Here is a 25,430-nt window from a genome sequence, read left to right as displayed (position 1 = left end):
CCGGGTCGCGCGCCTCCAGCGCCTGCAGCACCTGCGGCCACAACCCGCCCTGCCCCTCCGTCCCAGTAACCGTCGCGGCAACCGGCGCGGCGCGCTGGAACGGCACCACCTTCGGATCCGCCGGCGCGGGCACCGCTTCGGGGCCTTCCATGCGGGCGGCAAAATCGCTGCCGATGGTCGGCCAGACCCCGCGGGTATCGGCCAGCACCTGGGCCAGATCGATCTCGTAAACCGTGACCCGCCCACGCGCGCCCGCCCGTTTCACCAGCAGCCAGCCCAGGGTGCGAAACTTGGCCAGTTCGCGTTTCACCGTGCGCTCGTCCACCGACCACAGTCGGGCAATCTCGGCCCGCCCGATCGACAGCTCGCCGGCCTGCCAGTTATAGCGGCTGGTGATCAACACCATCAGCCGCAGTGTCAGCTTCTGCCGATGCTTGTCCCCCGCCAGCGCCGCCACGCCAAGCGCCGAGAGAATATCGTATTTCATCGCCGCGGCATTGCGCCCGACTGCCTTGGTCGCCAACATACAAGAGCTCCGCTCTTTTCTTATTCTGTGCGGGACGCCCCGCCTCAATCGCCTGGTTGTCTCAGCTTATCAAACGCTTTTCCAAGCTTGCTGACAATTAGCGTCCAACGATCCGATTCTGTCAAGGCATTGAGCGCGGCGAATTGAGTTTGAGTTAAAAAATCGAAACCATTTTGAATGAATTCGGAGAATCTCTGGTGAGGGGGGACATCCAGGGTGTCCCCGTATTAGGCCAAAATGTCCCCCTATCTGTCGCGTAGCGCCAAAATACGTCCCCCTAAATCTGGTGTTCCCCCACAAGTCTTGCGGCCCCCTGCCCCCGAGTCGTTTTCCGTGGCGGCCGAATCGGTTTCGCCTTGATCTTCAGAGTCTTCCGATTTCCACCGCAGCGCCTGTCGCGACTGCCAAAACAGGATATTTCCTTTTGCGCAAAACGCAAATTCAGCGTAAATGGGAAAGCACAACGAATTGGCGTCCTAAAAAACGGAAAACCGCATGTATACGCACGAGGACCTGAGCAGGCTCCAGGCGCAATCGCTCAAACTCCAGGGCTGGATCCGGCAGCAGACCTTCAGCCCCGAGATGGAAAAGACCCTGCGCCGCTTCTCCTCCTGGGAGGTCTCCGAACTGATCTTCCGGGTCAACCAATCCACCTTTCGCGGCAAGCTGGCCGCCGATCCCTCGCTGCCGGTGGGCGAGGTCGAACCCGATGGCCGTCAGCGCTGGTTCTCGCTCGAAGAGATCAACGCGCTGCGCCGCAAGCTCAAGATCAACCGCAAAAGCCTGATGCCGCCCCGCCCCGCCGGCAAACGCGCGGTGCGCGCGGCGATTGCCAATTTCAAGGGCGGTGCCGGCAAATCCACCGTGGCGCTGCATTTCGCCCATGCCGCGGCGCTGGACGGCTATCGCGTGCTGGTGGTGGATTTCGATCCGCAGGCCACGCTCAGCCATTCCATGGGCCTCACCGATGTGTCCGAGGAGCATACCGTCTGGGGCATCATGGCGCGCGACCTGATCCGCGAGACCGAGCGGATGAACACCGGCCCGGTCGGCGCCGAAACCGGCGCCGCCCTGCCCCGCCGCCATCTGCCCGCCTCGATCACCGGGCTGGGCCTGGGCGAGCTCAGGCTTGCCGATTTTATCCGCCCCACCTCGTGGCCGACCATCGATGCGATCCCCTCCTGCGCCAACGCGGCCTTTGTCGAATTTGCTTCGGCGCAGTACCGGCACCTCAATCCGGACTGGTCGTTCTTTGCCGCGGTGTCGCGCTATCTCGATCAGATCCCGGATGACAGCTATGACCTCATCCTGTTCGATTGCCCGCCGGCCATCGGCTATCAGTCGATGAACGCGGTCTTTGCCGCCGATGTGCTCTATATCCCTTCCGGGCCCGGCTATTGGGAATATGATTCCACCACCAGCTTTATCGGTCAGCTGTCCGAAGCGCTGGAAGATCTCTCCGCCGGGTTCGACGCAACCTTACCCACGGGTAAGGTAACGCTTCCGAAATCTTTCTGTGATATCCGCTTTCTCTTGACCCGGTTTGAGCCCGGAAACGACCTGCACCGCGCCATGTTCGATGCCTTCCGCAAGGTGTTCGGCGACCGGGTTGCCGCCAACCCGGTGGAGATGACGCGCGCGGTTGAACAGTCGGGCCGCTTCCTCAGTTCGGTCTATGAAATGGATTATCGCGAGATGACGCGCGAAACCTGGCGCCGGGCGCGGTCGACCTTTGACAATGCCTATCAGGAATTCCGCGACGTGGTGATATCCGCCTGGGACAAAGTGGAGGCCGGAGAATGAGCAGGAAGCGCAGGATCTTCGATATCGAGGTGCCGCCGGTGGATGACATGGAAACCGGCAAGACCCCGGCAAAGGCGCTGGCGAGGCGCGGGCCGATGGCCGCGGCGATTTCCGAAAATGCCGAGGCGCTGCGTGACCGGCGCAGCACCGAACAGTCGATCGTCGAAGAGAACCAGAAGCTGGCACAGGAATTCGTGCGGCTGAAACGCGAGGGCCTGGTGGTTGACCGGATCCCGCTGGACAAGGTGGTGAGCGAACGGCTGCTGCGTGACCGCAAGGCCGGCCCCGACGACGAACTGGCCGAGCTGAAAACCTCGATCCGCGAGGTTGGCTTGTCCAACCCGATCCGCGTCGAAGCGCGCGAGGATGGCAATTACGAGCTGGTGCAGGGCATGCGGCGTTTGCAGGCCTATCGCGAGCTGCTGGCCGAAACCGGCGAGGCGGGGTTTGCCACCATCCCGGCCGGCATCGGCACACTGGACAAGCCGCAGGCCAGCTATCGCCGGATGGTGGACGAGAACCTGATTCGCAAGGATATCTCCTTTGCCGAAATGGCAACCCTGGCGCGCCGCTATGCCGAGGATCCCGACAATGACTGCGACGGCGTCGATGCGGCGGTGGCGGTGCTGTTCAAATCCGCCAGCTATACCAAGCGCAGCTATATCCGCGCCTTTGCCAGCCTGCTGGCGCAGCTGGACAAATGCCTGGCCTTTCCGCAGGAGATTCCGCGCAATGTCGGGGTGGAACTGAAACGCAAGCTGGACAGCGAGCCGGGGCGGGCAAGCGCGGTCAGTTCCGCCTTGCTGGCCGAGCCAGAGCGCGACGCGGCGCGCGAGGTGGCGATCTTGCGGTCGTTCCTGACCGAAGGCGAGGCGCCAAAAACCTTACCCACGGGTAAGGCCGCGGCGCCGGCATCAGTGCAGCCGCGCAGGGCCAAGACCACTTTCCAGGTCAATCGCGATGGTGCGGTGGCGCGCTGCAACGCGTCGCAGGGGCGGCTCGAGCTGCGCTGTGACCGGGACTTTACCATGATCGACCGCCGCGACCTGGAACGCGCGGTGGCGGCGTTCTTCGACGCGCTGGAGGGCGACGGTTAGGGCAGGGGCCTTACCCACGGGTAAGGTCGCGCCACCCATGCCGGATCGCCAGCGCGGCACTGTGGGCGTGGACATAGGCTGGAGCTAGCGGCGTGAAGGCGGGTGGTCCGGGACCTGCTGTCGCTGTCCGATAAGGCGGGGTTACTGGACATAACTGGGGTGGACGATTTCCGGCGGTTTCAGGTCAATTCCAGTACCCAAAACGCCGGGGCCGCACCTTGAGCGCGGACCACAAGAAAGGTCCCGGCGCGCGCGTCTGACACGCCAACTATGCGCCAAACTGCCCCTGAAGTCATTGTCCGGAAGGACGCCGACGAAGGGCTGTGACCAATTTGCCAAGTGGCTCTAACCCCTGGTCCTGCGCCGGGCTGCGCAAACTCGGTCGGCGTCCCGTGACCGCGCCGCGTCAGTATCGGCCGGAGAGATACGCCATCGCACAGCCGATACCCTCCTCCGAGGTGAAGGCGTCGGGATGGGTATTCACCAGGTCGATCAGCAGCCGCTGACGGCCGCGCATCGCCTCGGCGTCGGCGGGCTGTTCCGGCCGCGGCGGGCGTTCCGGGAGCCGCATTGGCCTGGCGTTCAGGACAACAGAGATCATGCGCGATGACAGTACCAGACCGGTCATTTCATATGCCCCTTTGCGGCAAGCTTGCGCAGGATACTATGCCGGCTTGGCGTTTCGTGGTATTTGGTTTGGCGCAGTGCGGTTCTTCGAAAATGAATAGCGCGTTCTTGGACTGGTCGGATGTTCGGGTGTTTCTGGCCGTCTGCCGGAACGGATCGACCCTGGCCGCTTCGCGCAAGCTTGGCCTGTCGCAGCCCACGGTGACGCGGCGGATCAGCGCGCTGGAACATGCGCTGGGATTGAAGCTGTTCGATCGCGACACCCACGGATTTCGGCCCACCGACGCGGCCCGGCGTCTGCTGCCGCATGCCGAGCGGCTGGAAGACTCCGCCGATGCCTTTGGCGCGGCGGCGGCGCAGGCGCGCCGGGCAAATGCGCAGGCGATCCGGATCACCGCCCCGCGCCGGAATTTTTCGCCGATCTTCACCGCAATCATCGCCGAATTCATCGCCGAAAATCCCGGCACCCGGTTCGAATTCATTGCAAGCTATGAGGTACTGGACCTGGTGGCCGGGGACGCCGATATCGCCATCCGGATCGCGCCGCAGATCGATGATGCGCGGTTGATCTGTGCGCGGCTTACCCATGTCGCATCGACGCTGTTTGCCTCGCGCGGCTATGCGCTGCGCCATGGTCTGCCGGCCTCGGCGCCCGAGTTGGCCGGCCACAGCTTTGTCGTGTTCGACCGGGCGCCGGGATCGATGCCGCTGAACACCTGGCTGTTGGAGCGGATCGCGCCCGAGCAGATCGTCGCCCGGTGTGAAGACACCGAAGCGGTGACCGCAAGTGTCGAGGCCGGGCTGGGCATCGGCCCGGTGCCGGTGACGCTGGCGCTGGACTACCCGTCGCTGGTGCGCTGCTTTGACCCGCCGGACGGGACCGATGTGACCTCGTGGCTGGTGATCAGCCCCGATGCCTATCAGCGCCCCGAGGTCCGGGCCTTTGCCAAGTTCTTCGCCCCTCGGTTCCGCGCCGCCTATAAGCTGGAACATGCGCGCGCCATGCAGGCACAGGCCTTCAGGGCCGGGGTGGAATAGTCTCTAACAAGGGTTTTGGGTGGGTCTAGAACCGGATGCAAAAAACGCCGCTGGCAGGGGGCCAGCGGCGCGTCTGCGATCAGGCGTGTTTCACCTCGATCCGCCGGACCTTGGCCTGTGCCTCGGGGGTTTGCGGCAGCTTGATGGTCAGCACGCCGTTCCGGAAGCTGGCTTCGGCCTTTTCGCCATCGACACCCGGCGGCAGCGGGATGGTGCGATAGATCGCGCCATAGCTGCGTTCGGAGAGGTAATAGCCTTTCTTCTCCTCTTGCCGTTCGACCTTTTTCTCGCCCTTGATAGTCAGCATGTCATCGCTCACGTTGACCTCGATATCCTGCATATCCATGCCGGGCAGTTCGATCGACACTTCGATGGCATTCTTGGTTTCGACGACATCCGAGCGTGCCTCGTTGCCGCCCCACGGCCAGTCAAAGCCGTTCAGGCCCTGGCCGAAGCGGTTCCAGAATTTTTCGACCGCATCGTTCATGTCGCGTTGCAGCGTGGCGACCGGATTGTCTCCGGTCTTGCCGGCAGGCGCGTCACCCTTGCGCGCCCAGGGGATCAGATCCTTGATCTGCATTGGCAGTCTCCTTGCAATAAGGGGCAGGGGTCATGCGGCCCTAACCGCGATCTTTTTCGGTTTCGCGGCCTCGGCGCGCGGCAGGGTCAATGTCAGGATGCCATTGGACAACGACGCCTCGATCTTGTCGGGGTCGAAGTCCTGCGACATCGAGAACGAGCGCTCGTAATCGCCCTCGCCATATTCCGCATGTACCAGGTCCAGCTTGTCCGGGGCCGTCGGATGCACCTTGCCGCGGATTGTCAGCACCCGCTTTTCCAGCGTCACATCGAGATCGTCGCGCGAGACGCCGGGCATTTCGAGCATCAGTTGCACGCCATCGCCGGTTTCGACGATGTCGGCCAGCGGCCGGTAGACGCGCCCGCCATGGGTGGTTTCGGGCATGTCGGTTTCACGCTTGCCCGGATTGCTCACGTCTTTTGCCATGGTTTGTCCTCCTCTCATGCGGCCTGGATCTGGATCCGCCGCGGTTTCTGTTCCTCGGGCCGGCCGATCACGACGCGCAGCACCCCGTTTTGCAGCCGCGCCTCGACCTTGTCGTCCTCGGCCTCGAAGGGCAGGCGGATGGCCCGGCTGAATTCGCCGAAGCCGCGTTCGCGGCGGTGCCAGGTGGCGCCATCGCCGGCCTCGGGGGCGGCGCGTTTGCCGGAAATGGTAAGCAGGTTGTCATTGACCGACACGTCGAGTTCGGACGGGTCAACCCCCGGAAGCTCGGCGGTGACGGCAATCGCATCGTCGCCCTGCCAGATATTGACGGCCGGGAAGACCGGCGGGCGCGTCCGCGCGCGGCTGCCCGGATCGAAATCGCGCAACATCGAGCGCATCAGCGCCAGCGGATCGCTGCGGTTGGCATAGGTGGGGAAGTACATGTTTCACCTCCGTTTGATCAGTTAAGACGAGTTCACGCCAACTGAACGCCCGTGGAGGACAGACATGCATCTAGGTTCTCCGCCTGAGGTGCGGAGCGGTATCGTCGCGTGTGCCTTGCGTTCCCGAAAGCGAACGATTGGCGGTCCGCTGTACTAGCCGAACCTGTCGCGTATCTGTGAAACCCCGTTTGGGCGTTCCGCAGCAAATAAAGTGACGCAAACGGGCGGCTTCAAGATCTCGGCGCGCGCTTTTTTTTACTGACTTTGGACCCGCGGATGGTGCCCGACCCGCCGGCCAGATCGGGCGCGCGGTTTGCCTTGCCGCCCCTTGGGGGCGTGCAAAAGGAATGGTATTGCTTTCTATTCACGGGGCAGAAGATAGGAAATCCATTGGATACCAAGTTGCTGGAAAGCCTGCTGCAGGTTGCACAACAGGGGTCGATCGCCGCGGCAGCACGGCGCCAGGGGCTGACGCCGGCCGCGGTTGGTCAGCGCATCCAGACGCTTGAGACCGAACTGGGATTTCAGCTGCTTGAACGCGTCGGGCAGAGCTCCCGGCCCACCGAAGCCTGCCTCAGGCTGTTGCCGCATGCCCGAGAGCTGGTCACGCTGGCGCATCACCTGGCCGAGAAGGCGGATATGGACGGGATGAGCGGGTATATCCGCGTTGGCGTGATCTCGACGCTTTTCCAGGATCTCGTTCCCACTCTGCTGCGGCGGATCAAGGCGGAGCTGCCGGCCCTGCGTTTGCACCTGATACCAGGCACGTCAAAGGACCTTTACGCGGGGTTCTGCCGCGATGAAATTGACGCCGCGCTGTTTGTAGAGCCGCATTTCGAGCTGCCGAAGGCGGCGCTTGTCGAGCCGCTTGTGTCGGAACCGCTTGTGATGATCAGCCGCGACCGGCCCGATCGCCCGATCGACGATCTGCTGCGCGAGAGCAGCTATCTGCGCTATGACACCCATTCATGGGGCGGGATGATTGCCGAGAAATTCCTGCGCGACCGCAGGATCAAGATCGACCCGATGGTGGAGCTGGACAGTCTGGAAACCATCGCGATCCTGGTCAGCGAGGGGCTGGGCGTGTCGCTTGTGCCCCACTGGCGCGGGCTCGACCGGTTTGCGCCGGATGTGCATGTTTCGCCGTCGCTTGCGGCGGAATACGATCGCAAGCTTTGCCTGATGTATCCGAACAAAAACCGCAACGATCCGCTGTGGGTGGCATTCCGGGCCCTGGTCACGGAATGCGCCGCCGGCCTTGCGCGGGGACCGGCCCGAACCGCGGGCTGACGATGCCGCCGACGCGGCCCGGCAAGGTCTATGGTCTGCCCGCGCCGGGCGCCCGGTCAGGCGCGATAGCGTTCGATCAGTTCGGCCATGCGGTGCATGGCGGCGGCCGATGCGGCGCGATCCTGCGAGAAATTCAGCCGCACACTGGCCGCCGAATGCGGGCTGAACTCGGTGCCCGGGGTGACCGTCACACCCGCCTGGACCCGCAGCGCGCGCACGAAATCGGCGGGATCGAGGGTTAGGCGCGGCAGCCGGGGAAACAGGTAACTGCCCGCCATCGGGGTGCGCGCCGTGACCCCGGGAACCGCGCGCAGGATTTCCAGTAGATCGTCGCGGATCTGCTGATGCAGTTGGATACGTGCGCTCATCCAGCCTTCGGGTTCGTCGAACCACCCCCGCAGCACGGCCTGCGAATAGCCCGGCGCGCGCAGACTGACGATGGCCTGGAGTTTTTCCATCCGCGTCAGAATTGCGGGCGCGCCGAAGGCCACCCCCAAGCGATAGCCCGACAGCGACTCGGTTTTCGAGGGGCCCATGATCGTCACCACGTTTTCCGGCAGGCCTTGGGCGGCGCGGAGATGCGTATAGTTTACCCCGGCATAGCGGAGGCGGGCGTAAAGCTGATCGACGATCACGCTGGCGCCATAGCGGGCGGCGAGGGCGGCAATGCGGGCGATCTCGTCGGCCGAATAGACGACACCGGTCGGGTTGTTGGGGTTGGAGAACAGGAACACCCGCGCCCCGGCCTTGAAGGCGGCTTCGAGCTGTTTCAGGTTCAACCCGGCCTCGTCTGGAGCGGCCTGTTCGTATTCCAGCTGAACGGGGAGCATCTCTCCGCCGAAGAATTCGACAAGTTTGCGGTTGGCGAAATAGTCGGGCTGGACAATCGCGACCTTGTCGCCGCGATCGACCGTGCTGGCCACGGCAAGGAACAGCGCGCCCTGTGTGCCGGGTGTCAGCATCAGGCCATCGCGGGCATCGACCGGCGCTCCGGTGAATTCTTCCAGGCGGGGGGCGAGAAGCGCGCGGATCTGCTGATCGCCGCGATACTCGGTATAGGCCTGCGCGCCACCGATGGCGACGCCCTGCTGGAACAGGTCGAACGCCCCCGGAGTCGGGGTATGTGCATCGACGTCACCATGCGAGAAATCCACCGGTGTGCCGTCCAGCTTGGGGCCGTGAAAGCGGGACTCGGCCTCGCTCCCGGCCTGCCGGACTTCCTGTCCTGGCGCATTGTCGGTGCCGAGCTTGTGGAACTTGGCTTCGATCGACATTTTTAACTCCTTCTTGAAAATCAATTGGTTTGCGCGCCGCCGGGAGGGCGGGACAGCCTGCTACCGCTAGTACATGCCGTCCATGTCGAAGGCATTTCGCAGCTCGCCGGTGCGGCCCTCGACCAGGCAGCGCATGTTGTGGATGAAGAGATCGGCGATCAGCGCGTTTTCCCGTTGCACCGTGGACGCCGAATGGGGGCTGATCAGCACGTTGTCCAGATCCCAGAGCGGGCTGGTGGCGGGAAGCGGTTCGACCGCGGCCACGTCGAGCGCGGCAAAGCCCGGACGGCCCTGCGCCAGCGCCTCGGCCAGCGCGGCTTCGTCCACCACCTGTCCTCTTGCGATGTTGACCAGCACGGTCTCGGGGCGCATCGCGGCGATGACCTCGCGGCTGATCATGCCCTCGGTTTCGCGCGTATGCGGCACGCAGAGGACCATCGCATCCGCACGCCCGGCGATCTCGGTCAGGTCGGAGGTTCGGAAGATCTCGTCATAGCCCAGCTTGGCCGCCGCTGCGGTGGTCAGGCTGCGGCTCATCGCGGCGATGCGCATGCCGTGAAACTTGCAGATCTCGGCCACCCGGCGCCCGACTTCCCCGGCGCCGACGATGGCGACCAGCTTGCCCTCGAGACCGTCGCCGCAATACCGCTCCCAGCGATGCGCGGCCTGTTGCCTGCGCAGGTGCCGGACGTCTTTGAAATGCATCAGAAGCGCCATCAGCGTGAATTCTGCCAGCGGCACCGCATGGACGCCGCGCGCGGTGGTGACCGTCACGCCGCTGCCCTTCATGTTCAGCGCCTCCACCATCGGGCCGACGCCGGAACTTGTGGTCTGGACCCATTTCAGATTTGGCGCGAAGGACATGTCCTGCGCGGGGAGCATATGCAGCGGCGGGAGGTCCCAGAGAAAGTCAGCCTCGGCCAGCCGCGCGTGGAAGCGGTGTTTTTGCTCTGCCGTCCGTTCCCATCCGTCCGGGCCCTTGTGATCCGCGACATAGCGGGTCGGCGGCAGCAGGTCGGGTTCGAAGATCACCTCGACATCGCCGGCGGCGGCGGCGCGGATGCGCGCCACCTGGGCGTCTTCAAGGGGCGTCGAGATAAAGGCTTTGAACATGGGTCTTCCTTGGTCGTCGCTGGCGGGTGCGGGGGGCTGTTCGAACCGCCGCGGGGCGATGGTTTGGGCGGGCTGGTTGGTGCGCAGATTACGGCGCGGGTGCCGGGGGAAAAAGAAAATTGGACCATCATGAAACGAAAGAGAAATTTTGCGCCGGGAGCGACGGGCCTGCGTTCGCCTGGGTTTGCCCAGCAAGCGGGGCCTGCGGCCAATTGCATGTGGCATTGGCCCGGCCCGGGGATGGCTTGCCAGCTGGGCCCGATCCACTAGAGTGCATGAGAATTCATTATCCATCACGGGACGTGCCCCAGCATGCCGCGCCGTTTTCCTTCTCTGAATGCGCTCAAGACCTTTGAGGCCGCCGCCCGACACCTCAGTTTTTCGAATGCATCCGAAGAGCTGAACGTGACGCAGGCGGCAGTGTCGCGCCAGATCAAGCTGCTGGAGGAAGATTTCGGCACGCCGCTGTTCAAGCGGCTTACCCGGTCGGTGGAACTGACCGAGGCCGGGCATCGCCTGTTTCCCGCGTTGAAAGAGGCATTCGACCAGATCGAGTTCGCGGCGCATCGGGTCTGGGACAACCGGGGCAACGGGATCCTGACCATTTCCGTGCTGCCGACCTTTTCGGTCAAATGGCTGATGCCACGCATCGTCGATTTTTCGGAGAAGCATCCGGATATCGAGATTCACCTGGTCAATTCGATCCGGCCGGTGGATTTCGACCGCGAGGATGTCGACCTGGCAATCCGGGTTGGTTCGCCGGTGATGGACACGCGGGCCCAGGGGCAGGTGCGCATCGATTTGGAGATGGCCAAGCGGGACGATCAGCTGGAGTTTCTGCAGCTGATGCCGGACCGCATGGTGGCGGTTGCATCGCCGGGCTATATCGCCGAGCGCGGCCTGGTGAAAACGGCGGCGGATGCCAACGCGGCCACCCTGATCAACATGGCGACGCGGCAACATGCCTGGGCCGATTTCCTTCAGGCCCTCGGCTGGGCCGTCGAACGGAAGAATGACGGGCCGGCCTATGGGCATTTCTTCATGGCCATCCAGGCGGCGATGGAGGGACGGGGTATCGCGCTGGTGCCGGACGTGCTGGTGATGGACGACATCCGCTCCGGCCTGCTGGTGCAGGCGATTCCCGCGCGGGTCCCCAGCGCCGGCCAATATTACCTTATCGGCCGCAAGACCGGGTGGGAACAGAAGCGGGTTCGGATCTTCAGGGCGTGGCTGGAGAGCTATCTGCCCGCGGTCCAAGCGGAGGCCAATGCGGCAGGATCTCTGATGTCGTGAGCGTGTGCCCGTAATATTTCCGATGCGTCGCAAGCGCGGCCTGGTGCGCCTGTTCCCCATCCAGGGCGGCGCAGGCGTCGCTGGCCAGCACGATGTAATATCCGCGCGCGAACCCCTCGGCCGCGGTGGCCTGAATGCAGACATTGGTATTGCAGCCGCAGAACACCAGCGTGGAAACGCCGCGTTGTTCCAGGATCTCGGCAAGGCGCGTGCGGTGAAAGCCGTTATATCCCGGTTTTTCCAGGCGGGTTTCGGCCTCCAGCGGCGTGGGCAGGGCCGCGTCCCAGGCACAGCCCCAGGTGCCGCGATGCGCCAGCAAGTCGTCGCGGGTGATCGCCTCTGCGCCGGGCGGCTTGGCGAGCTGCGCCGCGAGATAGTTCGCCGGCTCGGACGCGACGTCGTGCACGACGGACAGCCAGATCACCGGCACGCCGCCACGGCGCGCTTGGGTCACCAGCCGGGTGACTGCGGCGAAGCGGTTGCGCACGGGCGTGACGTCCACGCCCTTGCGCCGGGCGAGGTGGCCATCGGGGTGGGTGAAGTCGTTCTGAAGGTCGATGATCAGCAGCGCCGCACGGCCCGGCGCAAGCTGGTCGGCGACGTTCCACAGCGGTTCGGCCCCGGTCATCGCAGCAGCTCCGGCAGCCACAGCGAAAGCTGCGGGGTGAAGGTGATCAGCAGGACCGCCGCGATCCCGCAGAGGATGAAGGGGAGCACGCCCGGCACCATGCGGTCGATCGACAGCCGGGAGATGCCCGAGGCGACGAAGAGGTTGAAGCCGAAGGGCGGCGTGTACATTCCGATCGCGCTGTTCACCACGAGGATCAGGCCGAGGTGAATCGGGCTGATGTCCATTGCGAGGCAGATCGGCAGGAAGATCGGCGCGAAGATCATGGTGATCGAGGTTGGGTCGATGAACATGCCGGCAATGATGAGGATCAGGTTCATCATCAGCAGGATCATGATCTTGGACTCGCTGAAGCCGAGCAAGGTGCCGGAGAGCTGCTGTGGCACCTGTTCGATTGTCAGCAGCCAGGCGAGGCCCGACGCGGCGCCGATCAGGATCATGATCTGCGCCGTGCCCATGGCGGATTCGATGGCGCAGTCGAGCAGGCGGCGGGGGTTCATCTCGCCATAGACGAGGGCGGTGACCGCGACCGCGTAGATGCAGGCGACGGCGGCGGCTTCGGTGGGCGTGAAGACGCCCCCGTAGATGCCGCCGATGATCACCACCGGCACACCGAGCGCCCAGCCCGCATCGCGGAAGGCGTGCCAGACCTGGCCGAGCGATGGCGCCGGCGCCAGCGGCAGGCGGTGGCGGACGGCATAGGCATAGGCGTAGGCCATGAATGTCAGGCCGAGCAGCAGCCCGGGGATGATGCCGGCAAGGAAGAGATCGCCCACGGAGGTACCGGTGACCACGCCGTAGACGATCATGCCGATGCTGGGCGGGATGATCAGGGCGACCGAGGCGCTTGACGTGATCAGCCCGACCGAGAACTGCTCGCCGTAGCGCGCCTCTTTCAGCGCGGGCAGGACGATGCCGCCGATGGCGACCACGGTTGCCGGGCTTGAACCCGAGACGGCGCCGAACAGCATGCAGGCGACGATTGTCGTCAGGGCCATGCCGCCAGGCAGGTGCCCGACCAGGGCCTGTGACAGCGCGATGATCCGGGTCGACAGCCCGCCGGAACGCATGATGTTGGCGGAAAAGATGAACAGCGGGATCGCCAGCAGCGAGAATTTGTCGATGCCCGAGATGAAGCGCTGCATGATGCCTTCGAGCGGCAGCCCGACAAAATACCAGGTCACCGCGAGGGTGGCGCTGAGCATGGCGATGAAGATCGGCGTTCCGGTCAGCAGCAGGGCGACGAGAAGCAGCAGCAGCACCCAGCTCACGCGGTGTCCTTTCGCAGCATGCCGAAGGCGGCGACCAGAAAGTGAACCGCCATCAGCGCAAATCCCACCGGCATGGCCGCGTAGACTAGCGCCATGGGCATGTTGAGCGTGGCGCTGCGCTGGCCCAGGCGGCCGATTTTCTCGGTGATCGCCCAGGCATAGTGACAGAGCACGATGCAGACGATGCAGCAGAAGATCATCACCGCGATGTTCAGGTATCGCAGCGCGCGCGCCGACAGGAAGCGCGACAGCGGATCGATGGCGATGTGGGCGCCGCTGCGCACGCAAAGGCTGGCGCCGATCATCGTGACCCAGACAATGCTGTAGCGCGAGAACTCCTCGGCCCAGCCGAGGGAGTTATTGAACACGAAGCGCATGACCACATTGAGGAAGAGGATGCCGGTCACCGCGATCAGCAGCGCGCCGACAAACCAGCCTTCGACGATGGAGAATTTATCGAATGCGCGTTTCATCTTCTTCTATTGCCTGTCTGCGGGCGCAGAGACGTATCACTGCGCCCGCCGGTGTGTTTGCGCGTTACTTCGCGGCTTCGTAAATGCGATTCAGCATCTCGTCGCCGTATTTTTCGGTGTAGATTTCATGAACGGGCAGGGTGGCCTGGCGGAAGGCTTCGCGCTCCTGCGCCGTCAGTTCCACGATCGTGGTGCCCGAGTCGGCGATTGTTTCGAGGTCGCGCGCGACGATCTCTTGGACACCGGTGCGCTGGCGCTGAACATAGGTGACGCCGGCCTCGTGCATGATCTTCTGAAGGTCCTCGGGCAGCGCGTTGTACCAGTCAAGGCTGTACATCAGCAGGCCGCCCAGCATCGCGTGATCGGTCAGCGTCAGGTAATCCTGCACCTCGTAGAACTTCATGTCGTGGATCAGGTTGATGGGGTTTTCCTGGCCGTCCACGGTGCCCATCTGAAGCGCGTTGTAGACTTCGAGGAAATCGAGCGGAACCGGGTTTGCCCCAAGCGCCCGGTACTGCTCCATGATGATCGGGCTTTCCATCGTCCGCATCTTGAAGCCTTCGAAATCGGCCAGCGTGCGCAGCGGTTTGTTGGCGGTCATGCTTTTGAGGCCGTCGATGTAAAAGGCCACGCCCAGCACGTTCTGCGCCTCGAGAAGGCCCAGCATCTCTTGGCCGACGGGGCCATCGAGCACCTCGACCATCTTGTCATAGGAGGGGAACAGGAAGGGCAGGTCGAAGACCTGAAGCTCGGGCACGAAGCCGGCGATGCGGGCGGTGGGCGACGTGGTGATGTGCAGGCTGCCCAGTTGCAGGGCCTCGAAATTCTCGCGGGCGGTGCCGGCCTGGCCGGAGTGGAAGACCTTGATCTCGACCCGCCCGCCCGACGCCTCGGCCACTTCATCGACCATCTGGAGGGCGGCGGCGTGATGCGGCGAGTCCGGCTTGAATCCGTGCGAGAACAGGACCTGGTACTCCTGTGCGGCGGCTGCGGTGGCGACAAGCGCGCCGAGCGTCGCCATCCAGGCGCCTGTTAGAATTGACCTGGAAAATACTGTCATAGGGTCGACCTCCGATGCCGAGTGGATTGTCGTGTTTCCGTGATATGAAAACTGTAAGACCCGTGGGAGTGCCGGTGCCAGCGATTAAAATTGCCTGAAGCATAACAAAATGTAATGTTTGGGCCTTTGCGGGCGTTCCTCGTCGGCGCGCGCGCGGCGCTGTCAACGCGGTCGTGGCGTCAAGTTCAGGATCGCGCCGATCTTGTTGGCCATAAGGTCTTTGCGGTGCCGCCCGTGCCCAATGAAGTGGCGGAATGTGAAGATGCCGGCCCGGGGTGGCCGGTGCCCGGTGCAGGGTGGTCGATTGATCCATAACTTAAATTGTGGCTATCAGGCAGTAGAACTATTTTGCCCTCGCCGCGCTGCGGTGGTTTCTAGATACCGAATACCGCCAGGTGCGAGGGTGAAATCCGCGCCGGACGGGTCATGCAGAACAACATGCAGAACAACAAGACGGTGAAGTGACATGAAGACTCCAAGCTTGAAGATTGCCGTGGGTGGGTTCGGAGCCATCGGCAAAGCCGTCGCCGCGGCCCTGGATGCAGGGATTCCCGGACTGGAGCTGGTGGCGGTTTCGGCCCGCGACACCGCCGCAGCCGGGGACTATATGGCGCGCAGTTTCAGCCGCGCCTATGATGTCCTGCCGCTTGAGGCGCTGGCGGACGGCGCGGATGTGGTGGTGGAATGCTGCCCCGCGCATCTGCTGGATACCGTCGCGCGCCCGACGCTGGAAGCCGGCAAGGTGATGATCGTGATCAGTGTCGGGGCGCTGCTGACAAATGCGCATTTGCAGGACATCGCGGCGCGGACGGGTGGGCGGCTGCTTGTGCCGTCGGGCGCGCTGCTTGGGCTCGATGCGGTGCAGGCGGCGGCGCAGGGCAAGATCGAGAGCGTCCGCATGGTCACCCGCAAACCGCCCAAGGGCCTCAAGGGCGCGCCGGCGATCGAGAAGATGGGGCTGGATCTCGACACTGTCACCGAGCCGGTGAAATGCTATGCGGGCTCGGCCGCGGATGCGATCGAAGGGTTCCCCGCCAACCTGAACGTCGCGGTGGCGCTTGGGCTTGCCGGGATCGGGACCAAGCACACGCAACTCGAGGTCTGGGCCGATCCCACGGTTCAGCGCAACACCCACGTGATCGAGGTGGTCTCGGACAGCGCCAACCTGACGCTCAAGATCGAGAATATTCCCTCGGAGGACAACCCCAAGACCGGCAAGATCACCCCCCTGAGCGTGATCTCGACGCTGAAACGCCTGACCGCGCCGCTGGTCATCGGCGCCTAGCGCGGGGCGGATTCAGGCGGGGGGAACGAATGCGCCTTCGCCGCCCCGGCCGGTGATCGCGCCGTCGTTGAACACGGTTGTGCCGCCGACGATGGTGCGCCTGACCTTGCCCTGGAAGCGTCGGCCGGCGTAGAGGCCGGCCGCACCCCGCGCTTGGGTGAACAGCGTGTCCTTGCGGATCTCGGTTGGCGCCGACATGTCGACCAGGATCAGGTCCGCGTCCTGGCCGACCGCGATCTCGCCCTTGCGCCCCTGGAGCCCGAAACGTCGTGCCGGGCTGGCCGAGACGAGATCCCAGGCCTTTGGCAGGGACAGTTTTTGTGTCGCCACCGCGTCGAGCATCGCCGGCACAAGGATTTCAAGCCCGGGAACGCCCGCCGGGGCGGTGGCAAAATCTGCGGCGCTGGCCTGTTTCTCGGCGGCGTCGAAAGGCGCATGGTCGGTTGCGACCTGGGTGATTGTCCCATCTGCCAGGGCGCGCCAGAGCGCCTGGCTGTCGGCCTCGTACCGGATCGGCGGGATGGTCTTGCCATCCACGCCCGCCCTGGCGAGGTCAGTTTCCGAAGCATAGAGCGACTGCGGGCAGACCTCGGCCGTCAGGTCGCACAGGCCCGAAAAGCGCCGGAGCACCTCGGCGGTGCGTTCGCTGGTCACATGCGCGATATGCAGCTTGGCGCCGATTTCGGCGTTCATCGCGGCGATGGCGGCGACTGCGACGGCTTCGCAGATGGCTGGGCGCGCGGCGTTCAAAAAACCCGCTTCGGCCTTGTTAGACCCTGCGCTGCGCTGGCCGAAGAGCTTGAGCAGCCCGGCGTTTTCGCAATGTACGGTCAGGGGCAGGCCGGCGGCGTTGGCAGCCTCCAGCGCCCTGAACTGCTGGTCTTCCGAGGGACAGGCCAGGCCGTCGAATTCCGCCTCGCGGCCCGGCGGAACCGCCGTGGTGAAAATCTTGAACGCCAGGGCGCCGGCCTCTCGGAGCGCGCAGGCCTGTGCCGCGTCGATCCCGCCCAGGCCAGCATAGAGCCCGAAATTGACCAAGGCATCGCACTCGAAATGTGCCCGGCGCAGGTGCAGCTGTTCGACGCTTGTGGTGGTCGGGATGGTCACCGGCATTTCCAGGATCGTGGTGACACCGCCGGCGGCGGCGGCGCTGGTTTCGGTCAGCACCGTGCCACGCTCGGGAAAGGCGGGGGCGCGCACGTGGACATGCGTGTCAATCGCGCCGGGCAGCAGCGTCAGGCCTTCGGCCGCGATCCGGTCTCTGGCCGCCACCTGGTCTTCGGGGGCATGGAGCGCCGCGATTTGTCCGTTGCTGATCGCCACGTCTACGCGGGACAGCCCGGTGGGCAGCAGCACCTGCGCGCCCGAGATCACGATATCAAACATGTCTGCCCCTCGTCTGGATCGGCCGGTCATCGCCTTGCCGGTTTCCGCGCGTGTCGCCGTTGGCAACGCGCGCGGCCCGAACCGCGGGCGGCCTTCGGACCTGCGGCCCCGGTTTCTTCCGTTCTGGCCGCGGGCTTAGCCCCCGCTGTCGCGGCTGTCCAGCGAGGCGAAGCCGTTCCCAGGGTGCGCGCCCGGCGGTGGCGCGTTCGCGGAGCGATGAAAAATCCGGCCGCGCGGGTAAATCTGCGCAGAATTTATGCCCTTTCCGGTGAAATGCGGCGCGCGCGGGGGCGGTTCGGCCGGTTGCGAATGGACGCGCCGCGGGCAGACCGGCGAAAGTATACGATATACCAAATCATCTGGCGCCGCCGGAAACGGGACACGACGCTGCGCGCCACTTCGAAACCTCCCGCCAAAAGGACCTCCTCGCCATGGCCAAATCCATTCTCAACCTATCGCGGCGCCAGGCGCTGCGTATCGGCGGCGCGGCGCTGGCCGCGCCGATGCTGTCGCTTTCGACCCGCCCGCTCTGGGCGCAGGACATGACCAAGGTGGCGCTGACCCTGCCCTGGGTCGCGAACGGGTCGAACTATTGGCCGATGCTGGGCAAGGAACTGGGGATCTATGCCGATCAGGGCATTGATGTGGAGGTCTCGCGCGGTTTCGGCTCGGTGGCCGCGGCCCAGGCGGTTGCCAATGAGCAGTTCGATTTCGGCGTGGTGTTTGCCAGCGGCAATATGCTGGCCCAGGCGCGCGGGCTGGACCTGATGGTGTTGGCCACGATCTATTATGACGCCACCATGGGCATCGCCACGCTGGCCGACAGCGGCATCTCGGCGCCCGCCGATCTGGAGGGCAAGACCCTGGGCATGGTGCCGACCTCGGCCGAGGCGCCGTTCTGGCCGGCCTTTGCCGAGAAGGCCGGAATCGACACCAGCAAGGTCGAAATCGTGCAGATCGACAGCAAGGTGATCGAACGCACCATGATGAACGGCCAGGTCGATGCGATCACCGCGATCGGCAGCAGTTCGATCCCCAATATCGCCGCCGCCGGCGCGGATCTGCGCTTTATGCTGTGGAGCGATTTCGGGGTGGAGCTTTATGCCGCGCAAATCGTCACCCGCCGCGAGATTTACGAGAACAATCCCGAGCTTTGCCAGAAAGTGGTGGATGCGACGCTGGGTTCGTATGCGCATACGCTGAAGAACCCGGAGGAATCGATCGAGGCCTTCGCCAAGATCGTTCCCGAAGTCGGGCTGACCGCCAACGGGCTGGCCAGTGCCAAAATCTCGCAGGGGATCGCGCAGCTGGTCACGCTGCGCGCCGAGGCGATGGACAACGCGCTGGGATATTCCGACCTGAGCAAGATCCCCGGCATGATGCAGAGCGTGCTGGACCTTGGCACGGTGGACAATCCGGTGGTGCCGCCGACCGAAGAGCTGATCACTAACGAATTCATCGGCAACGTGACGCTGAGCCCCGAGGAATGGGCCGCCGTCGAGACCGCCAATGCCGAATACGCCAAGTATTTCGGCAAGGCCTGACCGCCGCGCGCCACACGAACTGACGGGCGGTGCCGCAGCCGCGGTGCCGCCCGCCCAGCAGGAAAGACCCCTCTGACATGACACGACTCGATGCGGTAACGCACCTGCGCAAACTGCTGTTGCCCGCGGGCACCGCGGCGGCCGGCCTTCTGATCTGGGAGGTCACGGTGCGGGGGTTGGAGGTTCCTTCGGTGTTGCTGCCGGCGCCATCGGCGATCTGGCTGAAGCTTGAGCAGCTGTTTCTGCCGTTGATCTGGCGCCATGCGCTGCCCACCATGTTCGAAAGCGTGGTGGCCTTTGCCATCTCGACGGTGGTCGGCATCGCGCTGGCCGGGATCCTGAGCACCTCGCGCACGCTGCGCGAGGCGCTTTATCCCAACGTGGTGTTTTTCCAGCTTATTCCCAAGATCGCGCTGGCGCCGCTGTTCATCGTCTGGCTGGGCATCGGCGCGGAATCGCGGCTGTCATTCGCGGTGTTCATCAGCTTTTTCCCCGTTGTCATCGCCACGCTGGCCGGGCTGGACAATGTCGACCGCAACCTGCTGCGGCTGTGCCGGGCGCTGCGGGCCAGCGAATGGCAGGTCTTCCGCGACGTGCGGTTGCCCTTTGCCCTGCCTTACGTGTTCAGCGGCATGAAGATCGCGACCACCTTTTCCATCATCGGGGTGATCGTGGGCGAATTCATCACCTCGCAGGCGGGGCTTGGCTATCTGGTGCTGTTCGCCTCGGCCCAGGCCGAGACCGAGCTGATCTTTGCCGCGGTCGCGGTGCTTTGCGCCTTCGGGTTGGTGTTTTACGGCGCCATTGCCCTGATCGAAATCCAGCTGCGCCGCCGTTTCGGTGCCTGACCCCAGGAAATTCCATGTCTGATCCCATCTCCATCCCGGCTCGCCCCGAGCCGCTGGTCTGCGACCCGGCGCGGACCGCGCTTGTCGTCATCGACATGCAGCACGCCTATCTGTCAAAGGGGGGCTATCTCGACCTTGTCGGCTTTGGCGTCGAGGGCTCTGACCGGGTGATCGACCAGGTCGGGCGTTGCATTGCGGCGGCGCGGGCCGCAAATATCCTGGTGATCTACCTGCAGAACGGCTTTGACCCGGAACTGACCCAGGCCGGGCCCGAAAGCTCGCCGGTCTATCACAAGTCGAACCCGCTGAAATTCATGCGCGCCAATCCCGAATATCGCGGCAAGCTGATCACCGTGGGCAGCCGCGATTACGAGCTGGTCGATGCCATCCAGCCGGCACCGGGCGAGATTGTGCTGCACAAGTCGCGCTATAGCGCGTTCTGCGGCACGCGGCTTGAGGCGCTGTTGCGCGGGCGCGGCATCACCCATCTTGTGGTGGCCGGGGTGAACACCAATGTCTGCGTCGAATCGACGATCCGCGACGGTTTCCACAAGGAGTTCTTTTGCCTGATGGTGGCCGATGCGACGATGCAGGCCGGCGACGAAAGCATCTTTCGCGCCACCTGCCACAATATCGAGAACTTCCTCGGCTGGACCACCGACACCGATGCGCTTTGCGAGGCGCTGGCGGGGGATGCCGGGGCGGAGTCCGCCGCATGACGCCCGTCAGCGACTTTCTGACCCTGGAGGGGGTGAGCAAGACCTATCGGGCCGCGGGTTCGGAGGTGCAGGCGGTCGAGCAGGCCGCCTTTACCGTGCCGTCCGGGCAGTTCCTGTCGATCCTCGGGCCCTCGGGTTGTGGCAAGTCGACGCTGTTGTCGATGATCGGCGGGCTCGAGACGCCCTCGACCGGCGAGATCATCATCGGCGGTGAACCGGTCAAGGCGCCGCGCGGCGACATGGGCTATGTCTTTCAGGACGCGACGCTGCTGCCGTGGTTCTCGGTGCTCGACAATGTGCTGTTCCCGGTGCGGCTGCGCGATGGGCGCACCGAGGCCTATCGCGAGCGTGCGCGCGAACTGCTTGAGTCGGTGGGGCTGTGGGAGTTCCGCGACAAGCGGCCCGACCAGCTGTCGGGGGGGATGCGCCAGCGGGTGGCGATCTGCCGGGCGCTGATCACCGATCCGCAAATCCTTCTGATGGACGAACCCTTCAGCGCGCTCGACGCGATCTCGCGCGACGAGATGAACGTGGCCCTGGCGGCGATCTGGGACCGTTTTCACAAGACCGCAATCTTCGTGACCCATTCGATCCGCGAGGCGGTGTTTCTGTCTGACCGCATCCTGGTGATGAGCCGTCGGCCCTCGGCGATCTGCCACGACGTGATGGTGCCCTTTCCGCGCCCGCGCGAGGCGCAGATCGAGTCCGACCCGGACTTTGTGCGCCTGTGCGGGACGCTGCGCGACAAGATCGAGGAAGGCTATAAGGGCTGACATGACCGGGACGAGCGACCCTTTCGACGATCTTGCCGCGCGCTGGAACGAACAGCGGCCGCAATCCAAGGTGGAGGCCATCGTAGATGTGCTGCGCGATGCGGTGGTATCCGGCGAACTGGCACCGAACACGCCGTTGCGGCAGGATCCGCTGGCGCAGAAATTCGGTATCTCGAAGATCCCGCTGCGCGAGGCGCTGGCGCGTCTGGAGGGCGAGGGATTCGTGGTGACCCATCCCGGCCGCGGGGTCTTTGTCACCGATCTGCGCGCGGACCGGATCCGCGAGATTTTCCAGCTGCGGGTGTTGCTGGAGACCGAGTTGCTGCGCGCCGCGGTGCCGGCCCTGACCCCGGCGACGCTTGACCGTGTCGGCGAGCTGATCGAGGTGTTCGAGACCGCGCCGGTGGCGCAGCTGGGCCGGCAGAACTGGCTGATCCACTCGGCGCTTTACGCGCCATCAAAGCGCGACCTGTCGATGCAGATGTTGCAGGGCCTGCACAGCCATGCCGAGCGCTATGTCCATCTGCACATGGGCGAGGTCGATCACGGGCGCGAGTCGAACAACGAGCACCGCGCCATCCTGGCCGCCTGCCGGCAGGGCGACACCGAGCGCGCCGTCGCGCTGCTGCGCGCCCATCTCGAAGGCATTGGCCAGGCGATCTGTGGCCATTTCGAACGTTATCTGGCGGCCCGCGCGCGCACCGACGCCAGCGACGGAAAGACCCTGCCCGATGTCTGAGCCCCTTCCCGGTCCGCTGCCCTATAACAACCAGGTGGCGGTGCCCGAGCATTACCGCCATGCCGAGCTGTGGCGCGATACCAGTGCCTTTGTGCGCCGGCACATGGCCTGCGCCGCCGATCTGGCCTATGGCGATCACCCGCGCGAACGGCTGGATATCTTTCCCGCGGCGGTTCCCGGCGCACCGGTGCTGATGTTCATCCATGGCGGCTGGTTCCAGTTCCTCGACAAATCCTCGCTGAGCTTTGTGGCGGCGCCCTATGTGCAGGCCGGTATCACCGTGGTGGCGATTGGCTATCCGCTGGCCCCCGAAGCCGGGCTGCCCGCGATCATCGAAAGCGCCGGGCGCGCGCTGCTGTGGGTGCATGGCCATATCGGCGATCACGGGGGCGATCCGGAGCGGATTTTCGTGGCGGGCCATTCGGCGGGCGGGCACCTGGCGCTGTGCCTGGGCCTTGCCGATTGGGGCGCGCGGGCGGAGTTGCCCGGCCTGGTCAAGGGCTGTTTCCCGATCAGCGGGCTTTACGACATGCGGCCGGTGCTGGACACGATCTATAACGCCAAGCTGGGGCTGGATTCCGAGACCGCCGCCGCCTGCTCGCCTCTGCTGCAGGCCGAGGCCGCCCCGGCGCGGCTGATCGCCAGTATCGGTGGCGACGAGATCGCCGGGTTCCACTGGCAGCACCGCGCCTTGCTGGCCTATTGTACCGCCCGCGGCATCGCGGTGGAGGATCATATCGCCCCGGGGCGCAACCATTATTCGGTGGTGGAGGAATTCTGCACCGCCAGCGGCGCGCTGTTCGGCAAGGTCCGTGCAGCGATCCTGGCCGGTTGAACCGCCCGCGCCGTAAACAGGAGACAGGCCCGATGCGACTCGATGTCTGGCAGGAGCTTTATCGCAACCTGACGCCGGGTGTTCAGCCCGACCAACAGAGCTTTGCCGTCGATCTCGGCGGGCAGCAGATCCTGCTGCCGATCCGCGTGCTGCCCGAGGGCGACCGGGCGGTGGTCTCGCTGATCCTGAACCAGGCCTCGTTCCGGGTGCTTGACCTGATCGCGGATGTGCTGGCCGAGAGACTGGCGCCGCTGGCGCCCGACGTGGTGGTGGCGGTGCCGACCCTGGGCCTGCCGCTGGCGGAGGCGGTGGCACGGCGGCTTGGCCACTCGCGGCTGGTGCCTTTGGGATATTCGCGCAAGTTCTGGTATGACGAGGCGCTGTCGCTGCCGCTGTCCTCGATCACCACGCCGGGTGGGGGCAAGCGGCTCTATGTCGATCCGCATATGCTGCCCTTGCTGAAGAACCGCCGGGTGCTGGTGGTTGATGACGTGCTGTCTTCGGGGGCGTCGATGCGCACTGTGCTTGCGTTGCTCGACCGCGCCGGTATCCGCCCGATGGCCGTGGGGGCAGCGATGTTGCAGGGCGAGCGCTGGGTCGAGGCGGTGCCCGACCGCGTCATCGGTGCCTTTGCCACCCCGATCCTGACGCGCGGATGCGATGGCTGGCAGGCCTTGGACTAGGGCCGCTGACCGCGCGGCAACAGGGGAATGACCTTGTGACCGGGCGGCAGAGGACCGCTGGGCCGAATAGGTAGGATCAAGGGAAAGATCGGGTGGCGTCTTGCACCCGTTGATGCCGAGCCGGGGCGGACCCGGCTCGGCATATGCAATTGAGGACGGATCAGCCTTCGGATTCGCCACCCTCTGCCGTGGCACGCGCGTCAGCGCCGCCTTCCAGCTGGGCATGGATCCGATCGCGGAAATCTTCCGCCTCGATATCGATGGTCAGGTTGGATTCCGAGCCGGCAGTCAGGCTGGCGGCGCTGATCGCCACCTGGCGGACCGCAAGGCCCAGGCTTTCGTCCACGTTGATCACGGCCTGGGTGCCACCGGCTGTATTCGTGCGGGTTTCGGCAATCGTGCCGATCGACACGCCGTCAGAGGAGTGAACCTCGGTGCCGATGTTCAGATCGGCGGCCGCCTGGGCCGCTGCACCGGCATTGCCGCGCGTGTTGGCATCGGCGTTCAGGTTGGAACCGGTTGCGCCATCAGTGGCCATCGAGGCGCCGGCATTGGCGTTCACATTCGCCCCGGCATTGCCGCCCAGGCTGGTGCCGGCATCGCCGACGCTTGCATCGGCGCCGAGACCGGCAGTGGCTCCGGCTCCGGCACCCAGGCTTTGGGCGAGGCCGGGCGTTGCCAGGCTTGTGGTCAGAAGAACTGTGGCTGCAATACTCGTAAGTTTCATTGTTCACACCTTTCTAGTCGTTTCGCTTTCAAGGTTCGACGCAACCGGCCGTGCCGGCCACCCCGAGTAGCGCCAACGGATGGAGGCGGTGAATGTTCCATTGTTGAGAGGGCGCCGCGCACGGTGGTCCCGGTTCGGCGGTGATTTGCCTAAATCGATCATTTAATTAGGCAAATTCGTGCTGTGCCGGTGGACATGGTCGGCCGGACCCGCCGGACGCGGTAGGCGCAGGGGCTGCGATATGCAGGGGGTCTGGTGCTCTGGAACCGCCCGAGCCTTGCAATCCCGCAAACCGGCTGCTAAGCGATTGCGCAAATCCGTTGGGGTGCCCCGTCTGGGGCTGAGAGGCGCAAGCTAACCCATCGAACCTGATCCGGACAATACCGGCGTAGGGAACGGAACATGATCTGGCGCGACTGAACAAAGCCGCCGTTTCTCCTCCGCCCCCGCCGTGGAGGAAGACATGACCAGACCTGCATCCGCACTGACCATTGCCGGATCCGACAGCGGCGGCGGCGCCGGTATCCAGGCCGATCTCAAGACCTTCTCGGCGTTACAGGTCTATGGCACGAGCGCGATCACCGCGATCACCGCGCAGAACACCAGGGGGGTCCTGGGGGTGGAGGCGATCACGCCTGCCATGGTTGCGGCGCAGATCGCCGCCGTTCTGGACGACATTCCCCCCGCCGCGATCAAGATCGGCATGCTTGCCACCGCCGAAATCACCCGCGCGGTGTCCGAAGCGCTTGGCGGCTATGACGGGCCGGTGGTGCTGGATCCGGTGATGGTGGCGAAATCGGGCGATGCCCTGCTGGCGGCAGACGCCGAAGCCGCGCTGGTCGAGCTGTTGCTGCCGCGCGCCGACGTGCTGACGCCGAACCTGCCCGAAGCGGCGCGGCTTTTGCGCGGCGCGCAGGCCGGCGATGCGCAGACGATCGAAGCCCAGGGC

The 25,430-nt window shown here is 64.8% G+C and carries 27 protein-coding genes and 1 riboswitch; of the genes, 14 read left to right on the top strand and 13 right to left on the bottom strand.

Annotated features, from left to right (window positions below):
- The coding region (locus CVM52_RS13080) for a hypothetical protein (protein WP_100162943.1) at nucleotides 1–526 on the bottom strand (526 nt) is incomplete at its 3' end.
- 495 nt (nucleotides 527–1,021) lie between these two features.
- Between CVM52_RS13080 and CVM52_RS13075 the strand changes: the two genes are divergently transcribed.
- Together CVM52_RS13075 and CVM52_RS13070 are read left to right on the top strand one after the other, a co-directional pair.
- Nucleotides 1,022–2,329, top strand: a complete 1,308-nt coding sequence (locus CVM52_RS13075; RefSeq protein ID WP_100162942.1) for an AAA family ATPase — start codon at nucleotides 1,022–1,024, stop codon at nucleotides 2,327–2,329.
- Nucleotides 2,326–3,426: a ParB/RepB/Spo0J family partition protein gene (locus CVM52_RS13070; protein ID WP_100162941.1), complete on the top strand. Its 1,101-nt coding sequence runs from the start codon at nucleotides 2,326–2,328 to the stop codon at nucleotides 3,424–3,426. The genes CVM52_RS13075 and CVM52_RS13070 overlap by 4 nt, the downstream gene beginning before the upstream one ends.
- 406 nt (nucleotides 3,427–3,832) lie before the next feature.
- On the opposite strand, the gene CVM52_RS26595 is transcribed toward CVM52_RS13070, so the two are convergent.
- Nucleotides 3,833–4,054: a hypothetical protein gene (locus CVM52_RS26595; RefSeq protein WP_133119843.1), complete on the bottom strand. Its 222-nt coding sequence runs from the start codon at nucleotides 4,052–4,054 to the stop codon at nucleotides 3,833–3,835.
- Nucleotides 4,055–4,146: 92 nt separating this feature from the next.
- Between CVM52_RS26595 and CVM52_RS13065 the strand changes: the two genes are divergently transcribed.
- The gene (locus tag CVM52_RS13065; RefSeq protein WP_172720996.1) at nucleotides 4,147–5,091 is read left to right on the top strand and encodes a LysR family transcriptional regulator; all 945 of its coding nucleotides are present in this window, start codon (nucleotides 4,147–4,149) and stop codon (nucleotides 5,089–5,091) included.
- A gap of 79 nt (nucleotides 5,092–5,170) precedes the next feature.
- On the opposite strand, the gene CVM52_RS13060 is transcribed toward CVM52_RS13065, so the two are convergent.
- The 3 genes from CVM52_RS13060 to CVM52_RS13050 are packed head-to-tail and all read right to left on the bottom strand — an operon-like array spanning nucleotide 5,171 to nucleotide 6,540.
- Nucleotides 5,171–5,671: an Hsp20/alpha crystallin family protein gene (locus CVM52_RS13060; protein WP_100162939.1), complete on the bottom strand. Its 501-nt coding sequence runs from the start codon at nucleotides 5,669–5,671 to the stop codon at nucleotides 5,171–5,173.
- A gap of 30 nt (nucleotides 5,672–5,701) precedes the next feature.
- The gene (locus CVM52_RS13055) at nucleotides 5,702–6,097 is read right to left on the bottom strand and encodes an Hsp20/alpha crystallin family protein (RefSeq protein WP_100162938.1); all 396 of its coding nucleotides are present in this window, start codon (nucleotides 6,095–6,097) and stop codon (nucleotides 5,702–5,704) included.
- A 14-nt stretch (nucleotides 6,098–6,111) separates the two neighbouring features.
- The gene (locus CVM52_RS13050; RefSeq protein ID WP_100162937.1) at nucleotides 6,112–6,540 is read right to left on the bottom strand and encodes an Hsp20/alpha crystallin family protein; all 429 of its coding nucleotides are present in this window, start codon (nucleotides 6,538–6,540) and stop codon (nucleotides 6,112–6,114) included.
- 390 nt (nucleotides 6,541–6,930) lie between these two features.
- On the opposite strand from CVM52_RS13050, the gene CVM52_RS13045 reads away from it, so the two are divergent.
- Nucleotides 6,931–7,830 (top strand): LysR family transcriptional regulator, encoded by a 900-nt coding sequence (locus CVM52_RS13045; protein ID WP_172720995.1) that lies wholly within the window; start codon nucleotides 6,931–6,933, stop codon nucleotides 7,828–7,830.
- Nucleotides 7,831–7,886: 56 nt separating this feature from the next.
- Here CVM52_RS13045 and CVM52_RS13040 read toward each other — a convergent pair whose 3' ends face one another.
- Nucleotides 7,887–9,104, bottom strand: coding sequence for a pyridoxal phosphate-dependent aminotransferase (locus tag CVM52_RS13040; protein WP_100162935.1), 1,218 nt, complete (start codon nucleotides 9,102–9,104; stop codon nucleotides 7,887–7,889).
- A 66-nt stretch (nucleotides 9,105–9,170) separates the two neighbouring features.
- Nucleotides 9,171–10,217, bottom strand: coding sequence for a D-2-hydroxyacid dehydrogenase (locus CVM52_RS13035; protein ID WP_172720994.1), 1,047 nt, complete (start codon nucleotides 10,215–10,217; stop codon nucleotides 9,171–9,173).
- Between the two features lie 312 nt (nucleotides 10,218–10,529).
- Here CVM52_RS13035 and gcvA point away from each other — a divergent pair, with 312 nt between their 5' ends.
- Nucleotides 10,530–11,510: a transcriptional regulator GcvA gene (gene gcvA, locus CVM52_RS13030; protein WP_100162933.1), complete on the top strand. Its 981-nt coding sequence runs from the start codon at nucleotides 10,530–10,532 to the stop codon at nucleotides 11,508–11,510.
- Here gcvA and CVM52_RS13025 read toward each other — a convergent pair.
- The 4 genes from CVM52_RS13025 to CVM52_RS13010 form a co-directional block, all read right to left on the bottom strand.
- A complete protein-coding gene (locus CVM52_RS13025) occupies nucleotides 11,437–12,138 on the bottom strand; it encodes a cysteine hydrolase family protein (RefSeq protein ID WP_100162932.1) in 702 nt (233 codons plus the stop codon). The two genes, gcvA and CVM52_RS13025, sit on opposite strands and share 74 nt — an antisense overlap.
- Nucleotides 12,135–13,409, bottom strand: a complete 1,275-nt coding sequence (locus CVM52_RS13020; RefSeq protein WP_100162931.1) for a TRAP transporter large permease — start codon at nucleotides 13,407–13,409, stop codon at nucleotides 12,135–12,137. The genes CVM52_RS13025 and CVM52_RS13020 overlap by 4 nt, the downstream gene beginning before the upstream one ends.
- Entirely contained in the window at nucleotides 13,406–13,882 is a 477-nt protein-coding gene (locus CVM52_RS13015) for a TRAP transporter small permease (RefSeq protein WP_100162930.1), read from the bottom strand. The genes CVM52_RS13020 and CVM52_RS13015 overlap by 4 nt, the downstream gene beginning before the upstream one ends.
- Before the next feature lie 64 nt (nucleotides 13,883–13,946).
- A complete protein-coding gene (locus CVM52_RS13010) occupies nucleotides 13,947–14,903 on the bottom strand; it encodes a TRAP transporter substrate-binding protein (RefSeq protein WP_172720993.1) in 957 nt (318 codons plus the stop codon).
- Between the two features lie 505 nt (nucleotides 14,904–15,408).
- On the opposite strand from CVM52_RS13010, the gene CVM52_RS13005 reads away from it, so the two are divergent.
- On the top strand, nucleotides 15,409–16,227 hold the full coding sequence (locus tag CVM52_RS13005; RefSeq protein WP_100162928.1) for an aspartate dehydrogenase: 819 nt from the start codon (nucleotides 15,409–15,411) through the stop codon (nucleotides 16,225–16,227).
- A gap of 12 nt (nucleotides 16,228–16,239) precedes the next feature.
- Here the strand turns inward: CVM52_RS13005 and CVM52_RS13000 are convergent, their stop codons facing one another.
- Nucleotides 16,240–17,613 (bottom strand): dihydroorotase, encoded by a 1,374-nt coding sequence (locus CVM52_RS13000; RefSeq protein WP_100162927.1) that lies wholly within the window; start codon nucleotides 17,611–17,613, stop codon nucleotides 16,240–16,242.
- 431 nt (nucleotides 17,614–18,044) lie between these two features.
- Between CVM52_RS13000 and CVM52_RS12995 the strand changes: the two genes are divergently transcribed.
- From CVM52_RS12995 to CVM52_RS12965, 7 genes are all read left to right on the top strand, one after another.
- Nucleotides 18,045–19,157 (top strand): ABC transporter substrate-binding protein, encoded by a 1,113-nt coding sequence (locus CVM52_RS12995; RefSeq protein WP_100162926.1) that lies wholly within the window; start codon nucleotides 18,045–18,047, stop codon nucleotides 19,155–19,157.
- A 77-nt stretch (nucleotides 19,158–19,234) separates the two neighbouring features.
- Nucleotides 19,235–20,005, top strand: coding sequence for an ABC transporter permease (locus CVM52_RS12990; RefSeq protein ID WP_100162925.1), 771 nt, complete (start codon nucleotides 19,235–19,237; stop codon nucleotides 20,003–20,005).
- A gap of 14 nt (nucleotides 20,006–20,019) precedes the next feature.
- Entirely contained in the window at nucleotides 20,020–20,724 is a 705-nt protein-coding gene (locus CVM52_RS12985) for a cysteine hydrolase family protein (RefSeq protein ID WP_100162924.1), read from the top strand.
- Nucleotides 20,721–21,497 (top strand): ABC transporter ATP-binding protein, encoded by a 777-nt coding sequence (locus CVM52_RS12980; protein ID WP_100162923.1) that lies wholly within the window; start codon nucleotides 20,721–20,723, stop codon nucleotides 21,495–21,497. Before CVM52_RS12985 ends, CVM52_RS12980 begins: the two co-directional genes overlap by 4 nt.
- A gap of 1 nt (nucleotide 21,498) precedes the next feature.
- Nucleotides 21,499–22,236 (top strand): GntR family transcriptional regulator, encoded by a 738-nt coding sequence (locus CVM52_RS12975; RefSeq protein ID WP_100162922.1) that lies wholly within the window; start codon nucleotides 21,499–21,501, stop codon nucleotides 22,234–22,236.
- The gene (locus CVM52_RS12970; protein WP_100162921.1) at nucleotides 22,229–23,071 is read left to right on the top strand and encodes an alpha/beta hydrolase; all 843 of its coding nucleotides are present in this window, start codon (nucleotides 22,229–22,231) and stop codon (nucleotides 23,069–23,071) included. Before CVM52_RS12975 ends, CVM52_RS12970 begins: the two co-directional genes overlap by 8 nt.
- A 32-nt stretch (nucleotides 23,072–23,103) precedes the next feature.
- A complete protein-coding gene (locus CVM52_RS12965; RefSeq protein WP_100162920.1) occupies nucleotides 23,104–23,754 on the top strand; it encodes a phosphoribosyltransferase in 651 nt (216 codons plus the stop codon).
- Between the two features lie 160 nt (nucleotides 23,755–23,914).
- On the opposite strand, the gene CVM52_RS12960 is transcribed toward CVM52_RS12965, so the two are convergent.
- Nucleotides 23,915–24,481 carry a hypothetical protein gene (locus CVM52_RS12960; protein ID WP_100162919.1) on the bottom strand — a complete coding sequence of 189 codons (567 nt, stop codon included), beginning with the start codon at nucleotides 24,479–24,481 and terminating at the stop codon, nucleotides 23,915–23,917.
- A gap of 311 nt (nucleotides 24,482–24,792) precedes the next feature.
- A riboswitch (TPP riboswitch) is annotated at nucleotides 24,793–24,893 on the top strand.
- A 51-nt stretch (nucleotides 24,894–24,944) separates the two neighbouring features.
- Between CVM52_RS12960 and CVM52_RS12955 the strand changes: the two genes are divergently transcribed.
- On the top strand, nucleotides 24,945–25,430 hold a 486-nt coding region (locus tag CVM52_RS12955; RefSeq protein WP_205964953.1), incomplete at its 3' end, for a bifunctional hydroxymethylpyrimidine kinase/phosphomethylpyrimidine kinase.

Origin of the sequence: Pseudooceanicola lipolyticus, assembly GCF_002786325.1 — a bacterium.
GTDB lineage: Bacteria > Pseudomonadota > Alphaproteobacteria > Rhodobacterales > Rhodobacteraceae > Pseudooceanicola_C > Pseudooceanicola_C lipolyticus.
This window is presented reverse-complemented; position numbering and strand designations above follow the sequence as displayed.